Origin of the sequence: Luteimonas marina (genome assembly GCF_007859325.1) — a bacterium.
Classification (GTDB): domain Bacteria; phylum Pseudomonadota; class Gammaproteobacteria; order Xanthomonadales; family Xanthomonadaceae; genus Luteimonas; species Luteimonas marina.
In genome coordinates this window covers 113,170-129,372 of sequence record NZ_VOHK01000007.1, presented here as the reverse complement: position 1 = coordinate 129,372, position 16,203 = coordinate 113,170, and the positions used below count along the sequence as shown (strand labels likewise).

Genomic DNA, 16,203 nt, shown 5'->3' with positions numbered 1-16,203 from the left:
TCCGCGCGTCCGCCCGCCATCGCCACCGTAATCCCTGCTCCGGGGCAGCCCGCAGGCTGCCCCGCTCCGCTTCCACACCCGACCACATGCCCATGCACGCTGACATCGTCGTACTGCCCGGAGACGGGATCGGCCCCGAAATCGTCTCCGCCACCCTGCCGGTGCTCGAGACCATCGCCAGACGCCACGGCCACGCCTTCGCGTTCCGCGAGCACGACATCGGCGGCATCGCCATCGACCGCCACGGCGAACCGCTGCCGGCGACCACGCTCGAAGCCGCGAAGCAGGCCGACGCCGTGCTGCTGGGCGCGGTCGGCGGGCCGAAGTGGTCGGATCCGAACGCGAAGGTGCGTCCCGAGCAGGGCCTGCTGGCGATCCGCAAGGGCCTGGGCCTGTTCGCCAACCTGCGCCCGGTGCGTCCGCACCCGGCCGCGCTGGGCGCCTCGCCGATCAAGCCGGAACTGCTCGAAGGCGTGGACATCGTGGTCGTGCGCGAGCTGACCGGCGGCATCTACTTCGGCGACAAGACCCGCAGCGACACCGACGCCACCGACCTGTGCCGCTACACCGTGGCCGAGATCGAGCGCGTGGTGCGCAGCGCGGCGACCCTGGCGCGCAGCCGCCGCGGCCACCTCACCTCGGTGGACAAGGCCAACGTGCTCGAAACCTCGCGCCTGTGGCGCGACGTGACCACGCGGGTGATGCGCGAGGAGTTCGCGGACGTGACCGTCGAGCACCAGCTGGTCGACTCGATGGCCATGCACCTGCTGTCGAAGCCGCGCGCCTACGACGTGGTCGTGACCGAGAACATGTTCGGCGACATCCTCACCGACGAGGCCTCGATGCTGGCCGGCTCGCTGGGCCTGCTGGCCTCGGCTTCGCTGGGCGCCGGCAAGGTGGGGATCTACGAGCCGATCCACGGCTCGGCGCCCGACATCGCCGGCAAGGGCATCGCCAACCCCTACGCCACCATCCTCAGCGCCGCCCTGCTGCTGCGCCATTCGCTCGGACTGGAGGAGGAGGCGCAGGCGGTGGAGCACGCAGTGGATCGCGCGCTCGACGACCGGGTGTTCACCGCGGACCTCGCCGCGCCCGGCCAGGCGGTCTCGACCGCCGACGCCGCGCAGGCGGTCATCGACCGCCTCGGCGCCTGATCCCGAAAACAACCGTAGGAGCAGCTTCAGCCGCGACCATCGCGGATGGGGTTCACCACGGGTCGCGGCTGAAGCCGCTCCTACGACTGGCAGCGGTGCGGCAAACGCATCCGGCTGCCCTGCAATCACAGGAAGGACGCAATGCCCGGCAGCAGGAACGAGTTCATCGCGCGCGTGCAGCAGCGCGATCCGCAGCAGCCCGAATTCCTGCAGGCCGTGCAGGAGGTCACCGCCAGCCTGTGGCCGTTCCTCGAACGCCATCCCGAATACGCCCGCGAGGGGCTGCTGGAGCGGCTGGTCGAACCCGAGCGCGTGCTGCAGTTCCGCGTCAGCTGGGTCGACGACCACGGCCAGGTGCGGGTCAACCGCGCCTGGCGCGTGCAGCACAGCTCGGCGATCGGCCCGTTCAAGGGCGGCATGCGCTTCCATCCCTCGGTGAACCTGTCGATCCTCAAGTTCCTGGCCTTTGAACAGACCTTCAAGAACGCCCTGACCACCCTGCCGATGGGCGGCGGCAAGGGCGGCTCGGACTTCGACCCCAAGGGCCGCAGCGACGGCGAGGTGATGCGCTTCTGCCAGGCGCTGATGCTGGAGCTGTACCGCCACCTGGGCCCGGACACCGACGTGCCGGCGGGCGACATCGGCGTCGGCGCGCGCGAGGTCGGCTACATGGCCGGGATGATGAAGAAGCTGTCCAACCAGGCCGGCTGCGTGTTCACCGGCAAGGGCCTGGCCTACGGCGGCAGCCTGATGCGGCCGGAGGCGACCGGCTACGGCACGGTCTACTTCGTCGAGCAGATGCTGCACCACGCCCGCCGCGAAACGCAGGGCGCGCGCGTGCTGGTGTCGGGGTCGGGCAACGTCGCGCAGTACGCGGCGCTCAAGGCGCTCGAACTCGGCGGCAGGGTGCTGACCCTGTCCGACTCCGGCGGCACGCTGTATGCGAAGGACGGCTTCGACGAGGACGCGCTGGCCGAGGTCGCGACGCTGAAGAACGAGCGCCGCGGCCGCCTGGCCGAACTCGGCGACGACCGCCGCTTCGAATACCTGCCCGGCCGCCGCCCCTGGCACGTCCCGGCCGAAATCGCCCTGCCCTGCGCCACCCAGAACGAACTGGACGAGGACGACGCGCGCACCCTGGTGGACAACGGCGTGGTCTGCGTGGCCGAGGGCGCGAACATGCCGAGCACGCTGGAGGCGGTGGACGTGTTCCAGCACGCGCACGTGCTGTACGCGCCGGGCAAGGCCAGCAACGCCGGCGGCGTGGCGACCTCGGGCCTGGAGATGAGCCAGAACGCGCTGCGCCTGTCCTGGCACCACGCCGAGGTGGACGAACGCCTGCACGCGATCATGAAGGACATCCACGGCCACTGCGTCCGCCACGGCAAGCGCACGGACGGCAGCGTCAACTACGTCGACGGCGCCAACATCGCCGGCTTCGTCAAGGTCGCCGACGCGATGCTGGCGCAAGGCGTGTATTGATGCTGGCGCAGGGCGTGTATTGAAGTTGCCTGCGCTCGACGCCGCAGGAACGCTGTCATCTCGAACGCAGTGAGAGATCTGCCTCCGGCAGCATCGTCAGCAGAGCAGATCTCTCACTGCGTTCGAGATGACAGGCCTGGCATTCACACCTGCGCCGGGCTCAGCCTGCCGCGCCGAACAGCCAAGGCTGCGCGGCGCGGTGCCGCGCCTCGAACGCGGCGATCGCCTCGCGCTCCTGCAGGGTCAGGCCGATGTCGTCGAGGCCGTTGAGCAGGCAGTGCTTGCGGAACGCGTCGACCTCGAACGCGTACTGCACGCCGTCGGGCCGGGTGACGGTCTGCGTGGCGAGGTCCACGGTCAGCGCGTAGCCCTCGGTCGCCTCGCACTGCCCGAACAGCGCATCGACTTCCGCGTCGCGCAGCACGATCGGCAGCAGCCCGTTCTTGAAGCTGTTGTTGTAGAAGATGTCGGCGAAGCTCGGCGCGATCACCGCGCGGAAGCCATACTCGTCCAGCGCCCAGGGCGCGTGCTCGCGCGAGGAGCCGCAGCCGAAGTTCTCGCGCGCCAGCAGCACGCTGGCGCCGGCGTAGCGCGGGAAGTTCAACACGAAGTCCGGATTGAGCGGACGCAGGCTGTTGTCCTGCCCCGGTTCGCCGACGTCGAGGTAGCACCACTCGTCGAACAGGTTGGGACCGAAGCCGCTGCGCCGGATCGACTTGAGGAACTGCTTGGGGATGATCTGGTCGGTGTCGACGTTGGCGCGGTCGAGCGGGGCGACGAGGCCGGTGTGGGTGGTGAAGGCTTTCATCGGCGTCTCCTCAGGCCTGCATCATTTCGCGCACGTCGACGAAGTGTCCAGCCACCGCCGCCGCCGCGGCCATCGCCGGACTGACGAGATGGGTCCGCCCGCCGGCGCCCTGGCGGCCCTCGAAGTTGCGGTTGGAAGTGGACGCGCAGTGCTCGCCGCTGCCGAGCTTGTCGGGGTTCATCGCCAGGCACATCGAGCAGCCCGGCTCGCGCCATTCGAAGCCGGCGTCGAGGAAGACCTTGTCGAGGCCTTCGGCTTCGGCCTGCGCCTTGACCAGGCCCGAGCCCGGCACCACCAGCGCCTGCTTCACGCTCGCGGCAACCTTGCGGCCCTTCGCGACTTCGGCCGCCGCGCGCAGGTCCTCGATCCGCGAGTTGGTGCAGGAGCCGATGAAGACGCGGTCGAGCCTGATGGTCGTGATCGGCTGGTTGGCTTCGAGGCCCATGTATTTCAGCGCGCGCTGGATCGAATCCTTGCGCACCGGATCGGCCTCGCGATCGGGATCGGGCACGTTCTGGTCCACCGCCAGCACCATCTCGGGCGAGGTGCCCCAGCTGACCTGCGGCCGGATGTCTTCCGCGCGCAGCTCGACCACGGTGTCGAAGTGCGCATCCCCGTCGGACACCAGGTCCCGCCACGCGGCCACGGCCGCGTCCCAGTCGGCACCCTTGGGCGCGAACGGACGGCCCTTCACGTAGTCGATGGTCTTGTCGTCGACCGCGACCATGCCCACGCGCGCACCGGCCTCGATGGCCATGTTGCAGATCGTCATGCGCCCTTCGACCGACAGCGCGCGGATCGCGCTGCCGCCGAACTCCAGCGCGTGGCCGTTGCCGCCGGCGGTGCCGATCCTGCCGATCACCGCCAGCACGATGTCCTTGGCGGTGACGCCGAACGGCAGCTCGCCATCCACGCGCACCAGCATGTTCTTCATCTTCTTGGCCACCAGGCACTGCGTGGCCAGCACGTGCTCGACCTCCGAGGTGCCGATGCCGTGCGCCAGCGCGCCGAAGGCACCGTGCGTGGAGGTATGCGAGTCGCCGCAGACCACGGTCATGCCCGGCAGGGTCGCGCCCTGCTCCGGGCCGACGACGTGGACGATGCCCTGGCGCACGTCGTTCATCTTGAACTCGAGGATGCCGAAGTCGTCGCAGTTCCCGTCCAGCGTCTCCACCTGCAGGCGCGAGACCGGGTCGGCGATCGCCATCAGGCCGCCGGCGCGCTCGGCCTTCGTCGTCGGCACGTTGTGGTCGGGGGTGGCGATGTTGGCGTCGATGCGCCAGGGCTTGCGTCCGGCCAGGCGCAGGCCTTCGAACGCCTGCGGCGAGGTGACCTCGTGGAGGATGTGGCGGTCGATGTAGATCAGCGAGGAGCCGTCGTCGCGACGCTTGACCTCATGCATCTCCCACAGCTTGTCGTACAGGGTCTTGCCGGACATGGACGCTGCCTCGATTGCATTCTGGCGATGGGGGCGGGAAGCCAGGACAACCACTCGTGCCGTCATCCCGGCTTTCGCCGGGATGACGGCACGGACAGCTGTCCGAACCTTCCGCCCACCGGGGCTGGAAACCCGATGCTAGGCAGTTGCGTTCCATAAAACAAATTCATATTTTTCATTCATCGAATAACCAATGAGAATGAAATGGACCTCGCCAGCCTCGAGGCCTTCCTCGCCATCGCCGACAGCGGCGGCTTCTCGGCCGCCGGCGAGCGCCTGCACCTCACCCAGCCGGCGGTCAGCAAGCGCATCGCCGCGCTGGAGGCCCAGCTCGGCCGCCGGCTGTTCGACCGCATCGGCCGCGAGGTGGCGCTGACCGAGGCCGGCCAGGCCCTGCTGCCGCGCGCCCGGCGCATCCTCGCCGAACTGGAGGACACCCGCCGCGCGCTCGGCAATCTCGACGCCGAGGTCGGCGGCCGGCTGAGCTTCGCCACCAGTCACCACATCGGCCTGCACCGGCTGCCGCCGCTGCTGCGCCGCTTCGGCCAGACCCACCCGCAGGCGGCGCTCGACCTGCGCTTCCTCGACTCGGAGCAGGCCTGGGCCGAGGTGCTGCACGGCCGGCTGGAGCTGGCGATCACCACGCTCGGCCCCGCGGCGGCGCCGCTGCGCACGGTGCCGGTCTGGGACGACCCGCTGGAGTTCGTGGTCGCGCCGGAGCACCCGCTGGCCGGGCGCGGCGAAGTGACCCTAGGCGACCTCGCCGCGCACCCGGCGGTGCTGCCCGACGCCAACACCTTCACCCACCGCATCGTCGCCGACCGCTTCGCCGCCGAGGGCCTGGCGCCGCGGCTGCGCATGACCACCAACACCATGGAGACGCTGAAGATGCTGGCGAGCGTCGGCCTGGCCTGGAGCGTGCTGCCGCACACGATGCTCGACGCGCAGACCGTCGTGCTGCGCGTGCCCGGCGTGGCGCTGCGACGCCAGCTGGGCTACGTCACCCATGCCGGGCGCACGCTGTCGAATGCCGCGCGCGCGTTCATGGCGCTGCTCGACGATGCCGCCGGGCCTGCATCAGTCCACGGGCACTGACTCCGCCTGCGGCTCGTCCCGGCGCACCTTGAACCACGCCGCGTACAGCGCCGGCAGGAACAGCAGGGTCAGCACGGTGGCGACCGTCAGGCCGCCCATGATCGCCACCGCCATCGGCCCGAAGAACACGCTGCGCGAGAGCGGGATCATCGCCAGGATCGCCGCCAGCGCGGTCAGCACGATCGGGCGGAAGCGGCGCACGGTGGCGTCGACGACCGCGTCCCAGCGCGCGTGGCCGGCGGCGATGTCCTGCTCGATCTGGTCCACCAGGATCACCGAGTTGCGCATGATCATGCCGGCCAGCGCGATCGTGCCCAGCATCGCCACGAAGCCGAACGGCACCCGGAATACCAGCAGGAACAGGGTCACGCCGATCAGCCCCAGCGGCGCGGTCAGCAGCACCAGCGCGGTGCGCGAGAGGCTGCGCAGCTGCAGCATCAGCAGCGTCACCACCACGAACAGGAACAGCGGCAGGCCGGCCTTGATCGAGTCCTGGCCGCGCGCGGAGTCCTCGACGGTGCCGCCGGTTTCCAGCAGGTAGCCTTCCGGCAGCGCGTCGCGGACCTCGTCGAGCGTCGGCAGGATCTGCGCGACCACGGTCGGCGGCGTCAGGGCGTCGCGGATGTCGGCGCGCACGGTGATCGTCGGCAGGCGGTCACGGTGCCAGATGATGCCGTCCTCGAACACGTATTCGAGCGTGGCGACCTGCGACAGCGGCACCGACTGCCCGCTCTCGGTCGGGATCGCGAGGCTGCCCAGCAGGTCCAGCCGCGCGCGTTCGTCGGCCGGGCCGCGCATCAGCATGCCGACCAGCTCGTTGCCCTCGCGGTAGGTGCTCACCTGCAGCCCGCTCAGCGAGCCCGACAGGAACTGGGCCACGTGCTGCGAACTCACGCCCAGCGCCCGCGCGCGGTCCTGGTCGATCCGCAGCCGCACGACCTTGCTCGGCTCGCTCCAGTCGAGGTTGACGTTGGCCACGTGCGGGTTCGCGCGCACCTTGTCGGCGACCTGCTCGGCCAGCGCGCGCACGCGCTCGACGTGCTCGCCCGACACCCGCAGCTGGATCGGATAGCCGACCGGCGGCCCGGTTTCCAGCCGCGTCACCCGCAGCTGCAGCTCCGGGAACATCGGCGCCACCTCGTCGATGAACCAGCCGCGCAGCGCCTCGCGCGCGGCGACATCCTTCGACATCACCACGAACTGGGCGAAGTTGGCCTGCGGCAGCTGCTGGTCCAGCGGCAGGTAGAAGCGCGGCGAGCCGGTGCCGACGTAGGCGACGTAGTTGTCGACGCCCTCGCGCCCGTCCAGCAGCGCCTCCAGCCGGCGCACCTGCGCCTCGGTCGCGCGCAGCGAGCTGCCTTCGGCCAGCTCGACGTCGACCATCAGCTCGAGCCGGGTCGAATCCGGGAAGAACTGCTGCGGCACGAAGCGGAACAGCGCGATCGAGGCGACGAAGGCCGCGACCGTGGCGCCGATCACCAGCCAGCGGTGCTGCAGCGACCAGTCGAGCAGGCTGCGGAAGCGGCGGTAGAAGGGGCGCTGGTACGGATCGTGATGCGCGCCGCTCTTGCTGTTGCCCCCTCCCCCGTTCACGGGGGAGGGTTGGGGTGGGGGCAACCCGGTCGCAGTATCGTCGCTCCGCGCCGCTTCACGGCGCGCCCCCTCCCCGGCCCTCCCCCGCAGGCGGGGGAGGGAGCTTGAAAGGCGCTCCCACAGCGACGGCTGCCGATGCCGGTCGTGCAGGTCCGGCAGCATCTTGTCGCCCAGGTACGGAATGAACAGCACCGCCGCCACCCATGACACCAGCAGCGCGATCGTCACCACCTCGAACAGCGATCGCGTGTATTCGCCGGTGCTCGAGGCCGCGGTCGCGATCGGCAGGAAACCCGCCGCCGTCACCAGCGTGCCGGTCAGCATCGGGAACGCGGTATTGGTCCAGGCAAAGCTCGCCGCGCGGAAGCGATCAAAGCCCTGCTCCATCTTGATCGCCATCATCTCGACCGCGATGATCGCGTCGTCGACCATCAGGCCCAGCGCCAGCACCAGTGCGCCCAGCGAGATCTTGTGCAGGCCGACGTCGAAATAGCGCATGACGATGAAGGTCATCGCCAGCACCAGCGGGATCGACACCGCCACCACCAGCCCGGTGCGGAAACCGAGCGAGAAGAAGCTGACCAGCAGCACGATGGTCACCGCCTCGGCCAGCACCTTGACGAACTCGCCCACCGAGTCCTGCACCGCGCGCGGCTGGTCGGCGACCTTGCGCAGCGCCATGCCCGCCGGCAGTGTGCGCTGCAGCCGCGCGAACTCGTGCTCCAGGGTCTTGCCCAGCCGCAAGATGTCGCCGCCCTCGTGCAGCGACACGCCGATGCCGATCGCGTCCTCGCCCATGAAGCGCATCCGCGGCGCCGCCGGATCGGCGAAGCCGCGGGTCACGGTGGCGATGTCGCCGAGCCGGATCGTGCGGTCGCCGGCCCGGATCGGGAATTCGCGGATCTCGTCCACCGAAGCGAACGCGCCGTCGACGCGCAACTGCACGCGGTCGCTGGGCGTTTCGAAGAATCCTGCCGGCGTCACCGCGTTCTGCTGCGCCAGCGCCTGCTGCACCGCCGCCAGCGGCACGCCGAGCGTGGCCAGCTTGGTGTTGCTGACCTCGATCCAGATCTTCTCGTCCTGCAGGCCGACCAGCTCGACCTTGCCGACGTCGGGCACGCGCTGCAGTTCGAGCTGGATGCGGTCGGCGTAGTCCTTCAGCACCGCGTAGTCGAAGCCCTCGCCGGTGAGCGCGTAGATGTTGCCGAAGGTGTCGCCGAACTCGTCGTTGAAGAACGGGCCGACGGTGCCCTCGGGCAGGGTCGCGCGGATGTCGCCGACCTTCTTGCGCACCTGGTACCAGAGTTCGGGGATCTCCTTCGAGCGCATCGAATCGCGTGCCATGAAGATCACCTGCGATTCGCCCGGGCGCGAGTACGAGCGGATGAACTCGTAGTCGCCGGTCTCCATCAGCTTCTTCTCGATGCGCTCGGTGACCTGCTGCGCCACCTCGTCGGCGGTCGCGCCCGGCCACAGCGTGCGGACCACCATCACCTTGAAGGTGAACGGCGGATCCTCCGAGCGGCCAAGCTCCAGGTACGAGAACACGCCCGCGACCGCGACCACGATCATCGCGTACAGCACCAGGCTGCGGTTGCGCAGCGCCCATTCGGAGAGGTTGAAGCGCATGCGTCAGCCTCCCCGGATAGAGCCCCTCCCCCGCTTGCGGGGGAGGGGTTGGGGTGGGGGGCAGTCCGAAAACCGCATCGCTCCCATCGCGACACCTTGGTCGAAATCGACTTCGGCGCTTTCCCCCATCCCGTTCCCTTCCCCCGCGAGCGGGGGAAGGGCGAAGGTGCCATGCGCGTTCGGCGTCGAAAACATCATGGCGTCTGTCCCGCTGGCGGCTGCGGATGCTGCGGTTCTATTGGCCGATTGTCCCGATCCACCGGCACCACCTCCTGCCCTTCGCGCAGCAGGTGCCCGCCCGCCGACACCACCCAGTCGCCGGCCTCCAGCCCGGACAGCACCGGCACCCGCGTCTCGCCGAACGCGCCCAGCTCCACCGGCACCGAATCCAGCGCATGCGTCGCCGGATCCACCACGAAGACCGCGTGGCGCCCGGCCGCGTCGCGCTGCAGCGCCGACAGCGGCACGCTCAGCGCCGCGCGCTCGCCGCTGCGCTGCACGTACACGCGCGCGCTCTGGCCGAGTTCGACCGCGGACTCCGCGCTTTCGTCGAGCGCGACGCGCGCGGCATAGGTGCGCGCCTGCGGATCGGCCGCGGCGGCGATCTCGCGGATCGTGCCCGGCAGGTGCTGGCCGGGCGCGCTCCACAGCTCCACCATGACCGGCTGGCCGACGCTGAAGTCGCGGATGCGCGATTCCGGCAGCGCGATCGCCACCTCGCGCCCCGCGTCGCCGGCCAGGGTGAAGATCGCCTGCCCGGCCGCGACCACCTGCCCGGCCTCGGCCTGCCGGCTCGCGATCACGCCGTCGCGCGGCGCGCGCAGCTGCGAATAGGCGGCCTGGTTGCGGGCCACGTCGAGTTCCGCGCGGGCCGCGCGCGCCTGCTCCTCGGCGGCCTTCCACGCGGCGGTCTGCCCGTCCAGCGCCGACTGGCTGACCAGCTTGTCCTTGGCCAGCGCCTCGAAGCGCGCGCGGTCGGCGCGCGCGCGCGACAGCTCCGCTTCCGCCGCGGACAGCTGCGCCTGCGCGGCCTGCGCCTGCAGCCGCTGGTCGCCGGGATCGAGTTCCGCCAGCACCTGTCCTTCGCGCACCGCGGCGCCGGCGTCGACGTGGCGCCGGACGAGGTTGCCGCCGATGCGGAAGGCGAGCGGACTTTCCTCGCGCGCGCGGACCTCGCCGGCGTAGGCGGCCAGCGCGGCGTCCGCGCCGCCGGCGGGATGCTCGACCAGCACGGGTCGCGGGGCTTCCTGCGGCGCATCGCCGCGGCCGCAGGCCGACAGCAGCGCCGTCAGCACAAGCAGGAGGAACGGGCGGAACCTGTTCGCGGGCATAGGGGGTGGGGATCAATTAATGAACCGGCGCGTATAGTATAAATATCAAACCGGTTGGTCTAGTATTACATCATGTCATTGAAACCCGCATCTCCCCTGCCCCCCGCCGCGCCCGCCAGGGCTGCCGCCGGCCCCGGCCGCCCGAAGGATCTGGCCAAGCGCGCGGCGATCCTCGACGCCGCCAAGCGGATGTTCACCCAGCACGGGTTCGAGGGCGCGAGCATGGACCAGATCGCGGCCGAGGCCGGCGTCTCCAAGCTCACCGTCTACAGCCATTTCGGCGACAAGGAAGCGCTGTTCGGCGAGGCCGTGCGCGCGGTCTGCGCCACGCTGATGCCCGACGACCTGTTCGTCGCCGACACCACCGCGCCGCTGCATTCGCAGCTGGCCGACATCGCCCGGGCGTTCTTCGCGATGATCACCAGCGACGAGGCCCTGGCCACGCACCGGATGATGATGACCCCGGGCAGCGACGAGCGCGTGCGCCAGATGTTCTGGCAGGCAGGCCCGGAGCGCACGGTGCGTGCCTTCTCCGCGTTCCTGGAGGCGCGCGCCGAGCGCGGCGAACTCGACGTGCCGGACGTGCAGCGGGCCGCGAAGCAGTTCTTCGCCCTGCTCAAGGGCGACCTGCACACGCGCATGGCCAGCGGCCTGTGCGAGCGCCCGACGCCTGCCGCCGTGGACGCGCACATCGACGCCACCGTCGACATGTTCCTGCGCGCCTACGCCGTCCGCCCGGCGCCGGCGGCGTGAGCCGGCGGCGCGCCATCGGTCGCGGTGACTTCCGGCACTCAGCCACAACGGCGCCGCTGGCGATGATGGCCCCGCGAATTTGCCCGATCCGGCCAGTAGAATCGCGTTTCTCCCAATCCAATCCCCGGACCGCACGATGACGTTCGATTACGCCAAGGCCCGCGAGACCATGGTCGAGCAGCAGATCCGTCCCTGGGACGTGCTCGACACGCGCGTGCTCGAAGTGCTGGCGCGGCTGCCGCGCGAGGCCTTCGTCGCCGAGCGCCACCGTGCGCTGGCCTATGCCGACCTGGAGCTGCCGCTGGGCCACGGCGAGACCATGCTCAAGCCCGTGGTCGAGGGCCGCGCGCTGCAGGCGCTGGCGCTGGAGGGCAGCGAATCGGTGCTGGAGATCGGCACCGGCGGCGGCTTCCTGACCGCCTGCCTGGGCTCGCTGGCGCGCGAGGTCGTGAGCGTGGAGCGCCATGCCGACCTCGCCGACGCCGCGCGCGAACGGCTGCAGGCCCAGGGCATCGGCAACGTCGACGTGGTCGCGGCCGACGCCTTCGCGTGGGAGCCCGGCCGCCAGTTCGATGCGATCTGCGTGACCGGCGCGGTCGACACGGTGCCGTCACGTTTCGTGCAGTGGCTGCGTCCCGGTGGCCGGATGTTCGTCGTCCATGGCCGCGTGCCGGCGATGGAGGCGGTGCTGGTGCGCAACGATGTCAACGGCCAGCGCATCGAATCGTTGTTCGAGACCGGACTGCCCTACCTCGCCGGCGCCGAGCCGACGCCCGAATTCAAGTTCTGACGCTTCCGAATTTCCCCAAGGATCCCCGATGCTCCGCCGCCCCCTCGTCCTCTCCCTTGCCCTCGCCCTGTCGTCCGCGCCGGTCTTCGCCGAGGACCTGATGCAGACCTACGAGCTGGCGCGGGTCAACGATCCGCAGCTGTCGATCGCCGAATCGCAGCGACTGTCCACGCGCGAGAACGCGGTGCAGGCGCGCGCCGGGCTGCTGCCCCAGATCGACGGCAGCGCAAGCCTGGGCCGCTCGCATGAAGCCGGGGAAACCGGTACCTCGCGCAGCCGCAGCTACCGCGCCAACCTCAACCAGAGCGTCTTCAACTGGGCGCAGATCTCGAACCTGCGCGCGCAGCGCGACTACAGCACCGCCGCCGACTACGACCTCGAGGCCGCCGGCGACGAACTGGTCTCGCGCACCGCCAACGCCTATTTCGACGTGCTGGTGGCGCTGGAGACGCTGGCCGCGGCCGAGGCGGCCGAGGAAGCGTTCCAGAAGCAGTTCGACTACGCCGACAAGCGCCTGGAAGTCGGCCTGGCGCCGATCACCGACGTGCACGAGGCCCGCGCCCAGTACGACGGCGCGCGCGCCAACACCATCCTGGTGCGCAATGCGCTGCAGGACGCCTACCAGGCGCTGGCCGAGATCACCGGCACCCCGATCAACGCGCTCAGGGCGCTCCCGGAAGACTTCCGCCCGGAGCTGCCCGCCGGCGGCGACGCCGAGGCCTGGGTGCAGCGCGCGCTGGAGACCAACCCCAGCCTGCAGGCGGCGAAGTACGCGGTGCAGGGCTCCGAGCACGGCGTCTCGACCGCGCGCGCCGGGCACCTGCCGACGCTCGGCCTCGGCGTGACCTACAGCAACAGCACCGGCTGGTATTCGCCGTCGCCCGGCCAGGTCAGCGCCACCGACGAGGGCAGCAGCATCGGCCTGACCCTGACCGTGCCGATCTTCTCCGGCGGCGAAACCCAGTCGCGCGTGCGCCAGGCGATCGCCAGCCGCGACATCGCCCAGGACCAGCTGGAACAGGGCCGCCGCGCGATCGAGCGCAACACCCGCTACGCCTACCAGGCGCTGGTGGCGGGCATCAGCGAGGTCGAGGCGCGCCGCCTGGCCCAGGTGTCGGCGCAGAGCGCATACGACGCCTCGCAGGTGGGCCTGGAGGTTGGCACCCGCACCGTCATCGACGTGCTGATCAACCAGCAGAACCTGTTCAGCGCGAAGCAGCAGTACGCCACGGCGAAGTACAACTACCTGCGCAACCGCCTGCTGCTCGAACAGGCGGCCGGCACGCTGGACGTCGCCACGGTGCAGGACGTCAACCGCCTGCTGACGCAGGACGTGACCGCGCCGGCCCAGTAGGAGCGCCTTCAGGCGCGATGCCTTTCCCATGCGCCCCCGCGCACCTGTTGGTCCGGCCCACCGTAGGTCGGCCCTACGTGGCCGACGCTGGATGCTGACGGCATCGGGGTCGTAGCCCCGACCTACCCCGTTCCCGGTATTTGTGGGCCGGATCGACAGGGCATGTCCGCCGCAATCACCCCGAGCGTGCGCCGCAGCGCCCCGCGCCCGTTGCGCACCAGCGCCAGCCCGGCCTCGCGCATCGCCGCGCGTGCCGCGTCGTCGGCCAGCAGCTGCTCCAGGATCGCCCCCACCGCCTCCACGTCCTCGCCGATGCGCAGGGCGCCGGCGGCTTCCATGTGCCGGGCGATGTCGCTGAAGTTGTGCAGGTGCGGGCCGCTGGCCACCGGCGTGCCGACCGCCGCCGGCTCCAGCAGGTTGTGGCCGCCGATGTCCTGCAGGCTGCCGCCGACGAAGGCCACGTCGGCGCAGGCGTAGAACTGCTGCAGTTCGCCCAGCGTGTCGAGGACGAACACCGCGTCCTCCGGGTCCGGCCAGTGCGTGAGCTTGCGCGTGGCGACGCGCCAGCCGGCGTCGACCGCCTGCTGCGTGGCGCCGCGGAAGCGCTCGGGATGGCGCGGCGCCCACAGCATCAACAGGTCCGGCAAGCGCTCGCGCAGGCGGCGGTGGATCGCGAGCACCGCCGCTTCCTCGTCCGGATGCGTGCTCGCCGCGATCCAGACCGGGCGCCCGCCGATGCGCTCGCGGAAATCGGTGGCCGCGCGCGTGATCTTCTCCACGTCGAGCGCGATGTCGTACTTGAGGTTGCCGGTGACCACGAGCGAGGCGGCCGGCGCGCCCAGCGCGGCGAAGCGGCGCGCATCGTCGTCCGACTGCGCGGACACCCGCCGCAGCGTGCGCAGCACCCGCGACAGCAGCGGCCGCAGCACGCGGTAGCCGCGCAGCGAGCGCTCCGACAGGCGCGCGTTGACGAGGTAGGCGGGGATGCCGGCGTCGCGGCAGCACAGCAGCAGGTTCGGCCACAGCTCGGTTTCGACCACCAGCGCGATGCGCGGGGTGAAGTGCGCGAGGAAGCGGCGCACCGCGCCGGACAGGTCGTAGGGCAGGTAGGCGTGCTCGACGCGCTCGCCCCAGATCGCGCGCACGCGCGCCGAACCGGTGGGCGTGATCGTGGTAACCAGCAGGCGCTGGCCGGGATAGGCATCGAGCAGGGCGTCGACCAGCGGCGCGACCGCGTTGACCTCGCCCACCGACACCGCATGCACCCAGATCGGCGTGGGCGTCGCCGGCGTCGTATAGCGCGCGTAGCGCTCGCCCCAGCGCTCGAAATACGCCTCCTGGCGGAAGCCGCGCCAGATCAGGTGGTAGACCGTGACCGGCACGAGCAGGTACAGCACGGCCGAATACAGGCCGCGCAGCAGGCGTTCGGTCGGGTCGGCTTGCATCGGGACAGGATAGCGGGAATCGCCCATGACCTTGTCATTCCGAGCGCAGCGAGAAGCGCTTCACAACGGCGAAGCCGGTCAATCTCGTATCCGAAGCCCGCGAGGCGGAGATCCCTCCCCCGGATCAAGTCCGGGGTCGGGATGACAACTGGACGGCAAAAGGCTGACGGCAAAGGGCAAAGGACAAATGATGTCGGCCATGTCCAACACATGGCTTCCGCCGCAGCACGACTGCCGCTCCGGCCGCGCCCACCGCCACCGACTACAATCCCGCCATGAGTTCGACCGACGCCCCGCTGCCCCCGCCGCCGCTGTCGCCGCGGCACTGGCCGACATGGCTGGGCATCGGCGCGATGGCGCTGGCCGCGCGCCTGCCCTGGCTGTGGCAGCGCGCGATCGGGCGCGGCATCGGCACGCTGCTGCGCGTGGCCCTGCGCGATCGTCGCGAAGTCGCCGCGCGCAACCTCGCGCTGTGCTTCCCGGAGCTCGACGCGGCCGCGCGCGAGACGCTGCTGCGCGAACACTTCACCGCGCTCGGCATCGGCCTGTTCGAGTTCGCGCGCGCGTGGTGGGGATCGGTCGATCCGATGCGCAAGGGGCTCGTCGTCGAAGGACTCGAGCACATCGAGGCCGCGCGCGCCGGTGGCCGCGGCGTCATCGTCGTCTCCGGCCACTTCAGCACGCTGGAGATGTGCGGCCGGCTGATGTGCGACCACGTGCCGCTGGCCGGCATGTATCGCCCGCACGCGCAGCCGGCGATGGAATGGGCGGTGCGCCGCGGGCGCGCGCGCTATGCGGCGGCGATGTTCCCCAAGCAGGACGTGCGCGGCGCGGTGCGCCACCTCAAGAAGGGTGGGCTGCTGTGGTACGCACCCGACCAGGACCCGAGCCGCGGCGACGCGGTGTTCGTGCCGTTCTTCGGCCATCCCGCGCACAGCCTGACCTCGACCCACGCGCTGGCGCGCATGTCCGGCGCGGCGGTGGTGCTGTACCAGCATCGGCGTCGCGCGGATGGCGGCTATACGCTGACGCTATGGCCGGCGCTGGACGATTTCCCCTCGCGCGACGCCACCGACGATACCGCGCGCGTGATCGCGGGCATCGAGACGATGGCGCGCGCGGCGCCGGAGCAGTACCTGTGGATCCACCGGCGCTTCAAGCGGCAGCCGGATGGGGGGACGGTCTACTGACTTCCAGTATCCCGTGAAGCGCCGGCTCCGCTTCCCTCTCAGGTTGTCATCCCGAACGCAGTGAGGGATCTGGCTTCGGGCGACAGATCCCTCACTGCGTTCGGGATGACAACCTGACATGCCGCCGCGACGGCATGCCTC

Annotated in this window: 12 protein-coding genes; 7 read left to right on the top strand and 5 right to left on the bottom strand. The window is 70.6% G+C overall.

Going from position 1 to position 16,203, the window contains the following annotated elements:
* The first annotated feature begins 92 nt into the window (after positions 1–92).
* Together leuB and gdhA are read left to right on the top strand one after the other, a co-directional pair.
* A complete protein-coding gene (gene leuB, locus FQY83_RS15785) occupies positions 93–1,154 on the top strand; it encodes a 3-isopropylmalate dehydrogenase (protein WP_146388939.1) in 1,062 nt (353 codons plus the stop codon).
* 141 nt (positions 1,155–1,295) lie between these two features.
* Entirely contained in the window at positions 1,296–2,636 is a 1,341-nt protein-coding gene (gdhA, locus tag FQY83_RS15780; RefSeq protein WP_146388938.1) for an NADP-specific glutamate dehydrogenase, read from the top strand.
* Positions 2,637–2,796: 160 nt separating this feature from the next.
* Here the strand turns inward: gdhA and leuD are convergent, their stop codons facing one another.
* Complete coding sequence (leuD, locus tag FQY83_RS15775; RefSeq protein ID WP_146388937.1) at positions 2,797–3,444, bottom strand: 3-isopropylmalate dehydratase small subunit; 648 nt, start codon at positions 3,442–3,444, stop codon at positions 2,797–2,799.
* 10 nt (positions 3,445–3,454) lie between these two features.
* Positions 3,455–4,882, bottom strand: coding sequence for a 3-isopropylmalate dehydratase large subunit (gene leuC / locus FQY83_RS15770; RefSeq protein WP_146388936.1), 1,428 nt, complete (start codon positions 4,880–4,882; stop codon positions 3,455–3,457).
* 204 nt (positions 4,883–5,086) lie between these two features.
* Between leuC and FQY83_RS15765 the strand changes: the two genes are divergently transcribed.
* On the top strand, positions 5,087–5,977 hold the full coding sequence (locus tag FQY83_RS15765) for a LysR family transcriptional regulator (protein ID WP_146388935.1): 891 nt from the start codon (positions 5,087–5,089) through the stop codon (positions 5,975–5,977).
* Here the strand turns inward: FQY83_RS15765 and FQY83_RS15760 are convergent.
* Entirely contained in the window at positions 5,960–9,199 is a 3,240-nt protein-coding gene (locus tag FQY83_RS15760; RefSeq protein ID WP_146388934.1) for an efflux RND transporter permease subunit, read from the bottom strand. The genes FQY83_RS15765 and FQY83_RS15760 overlap by 18 nt on opposite strands.
* Before the next feature lie 194 nt (positions 9,200–9,393).
* Complete coding sequence (locus FQY83_RS15755; RefSeq protein WP_146388933.1) at positions 9,394–10,530, bottom strand: efflux RND transporter periplasmic adaptor subunit; 1,137 nt, start codon at positions 10,528–10,530, stop codon at positions 9,394–9,396.
* A gap of 72 nt (positions 10,531–10,602) precedes the next feature.
* On the opposite strand from FQY83_RS15755, the gene FQY83_RS15750 reads away from it, so the two are divergent.
* The 3 genes from FQY83_RS15750 to FQY83_RS15740 all read left to right on the top strand — a co-directional run bounded on the left by FQY83_RS15750 (position 10,603) and on the right by FQY83_RS15740 (position 13,427).
* Positions 10,603–11,283, top strand: a complete 681-nt coding sequence (locus FQY83_RS15750; RefSeq protein ID WP_146388932.1) for a TetR/AcrR family transcriptional regulator — start codon at positions 10,603–10,605, stop codon at positions 11,281–11,283.
* Positions 11,284–11,419: 136 nt separating this feature from the next.
* Positions 11,420–12,073 (top strand): protein-L-isoaspartate O-methyltransferase family protein, encoded by a 654-nt coding sequence (locus tag FQY83_RS15745; RefSeq protein ID WP_146388931.1) that lies wholly within the window; start codon positions 11,420–11,422, stop codon positions 12,071–12,073.
* Positions 12,074–12,101: 28 nt separating this feature from the next.
* Positions 12,102–13,427, top strand: a complete 1,326-nt coding sequence (locus FQY83_RS15740) for a TolC family outer membrane protein (protein WP_146388930.1) — start codon at positions 12,102–12,104, stop codon at positions 13,425–13,427.
* Positions 13,428–13,549: 122 nt separating this feature from the next.
* Here FQY83_RS15740 and waaA read toward each other — a convergent pair whose 3' ends face one another.
* Entirely contained in the window at positions 13,550–14,872 is a 1,323-nt protein-coding gene (gene waaA / locus FQY83_RS15735; protein WP_146388973.1) for a lipid IV(A) 3-deoxy-D-manno-octulosonic acid transferase, read from the bottom strand.
* Positions 14,873–15,147: 275 nt separating this feature from the next.
* On the opposite strand from waaA, the gene lpxL reads away from it, so the two are divergent.
* A complete protein-coding gene (lpxL, locus tag FQY83_RS15730) occupies positions 15,148–16,062 on the top strand; it encodes an LpxL/LpxP family Kdo(2)-lipid IV(A) lauroyl/palmitoleoyl acyltransferase (protein WP_146388929.1) in 915 nt (304 codons plus the stop codon).
* Positions 16,063–16,203: the final 141 nt, after the last annotated feature.

Excerpts from the sequence above, each read along its gene's own strand:
- leuC (WP_146388936.1), bottom strand. The coding sequence starts at position 4,882 with ATGTCCGGCAAGACCCTGTACGACAAGCTGTGGGAGATGCATGAGGTC.
- FQY83_RS15745 (WP_146388931.1), top strand. The coding sequence starts at position 11,420 with ATGACGTTCGATTACGCCAAGGCCCGCGAGACCATGGTCGAGCAGCAG.
- leuD (WP_146388937.1), bottom strand. The coding sequence starts at position 3,444 with ATGAAAGCCTTCACCACCCACACCGGCCTCGTCGCCCCGCTCGACCGC.
- FQY83_RS15740 (WP_146388930.1), top strand. The coding sequence starts at position 12,102 with ATGCTCCGCCGCCCCCTCGTCCTCTCCCTTGCCCTCGCCCTGTCGTCC.
- waaA (WP_146388973.1), bottom strand. The coding sequence starts at position 14,872 with ATGCAAGCCGACCCGACCGAACGCCTGCTGCGCGGCCTGTATTCGGCC.
- leuB (WP_146388939.1), top strand. The coding sequence starts at position 93 with ATGCACGCTGACATCGTCGTACTGCCCGGAGACGGGATCGGCCCCGAA.
- gdhA (WP_146388938.1), top strand. The coding sequence starts at position 1,296 with ATGCCCGGCAGCAGGAACGAGTTCATCGCGCGCGTGCAGCAGCGCGAT.
- FQY83_RS15755 (WP_146388933.1), bottom strand. The coding sequence starts at position 10,530 with ATGCCCGCGAACAGGTTCCGCCCGTTCCTCCTGCTTGTGCTGACGGCG.
- lpxL (WP_146388929.1), top strand. The coding sequence starts at position 15,148 with ATGAGTTCGACCGACGCCCCGCTGCCCCCGCCGCCGCTGTCGCCGCGG.
- FQY83_RS15765 (WP_146388935.1), top strand. The coding sequence starts at position 5,087 with ATGGACCTCGCCAGCCTCGAGGCCTTCCTCGCCATCGCCGACAGCGGC.
- FQY83_RS15750 (WP_146388932.1), top strand. The coding sequence starts at position 10,603 with ATGTCATTGAAACCCGCATCTCCCCTGCCCCCCGCCGCGCCCGCCAGG.
- FQY83_RS15760 (WP_146388934.1), bottom strand. The coding sequence starts at position 9,199 with ATGCGCTTCAACCTCTCCGAATGGGCGCTGCGCAACCGCAGCCTGGTG.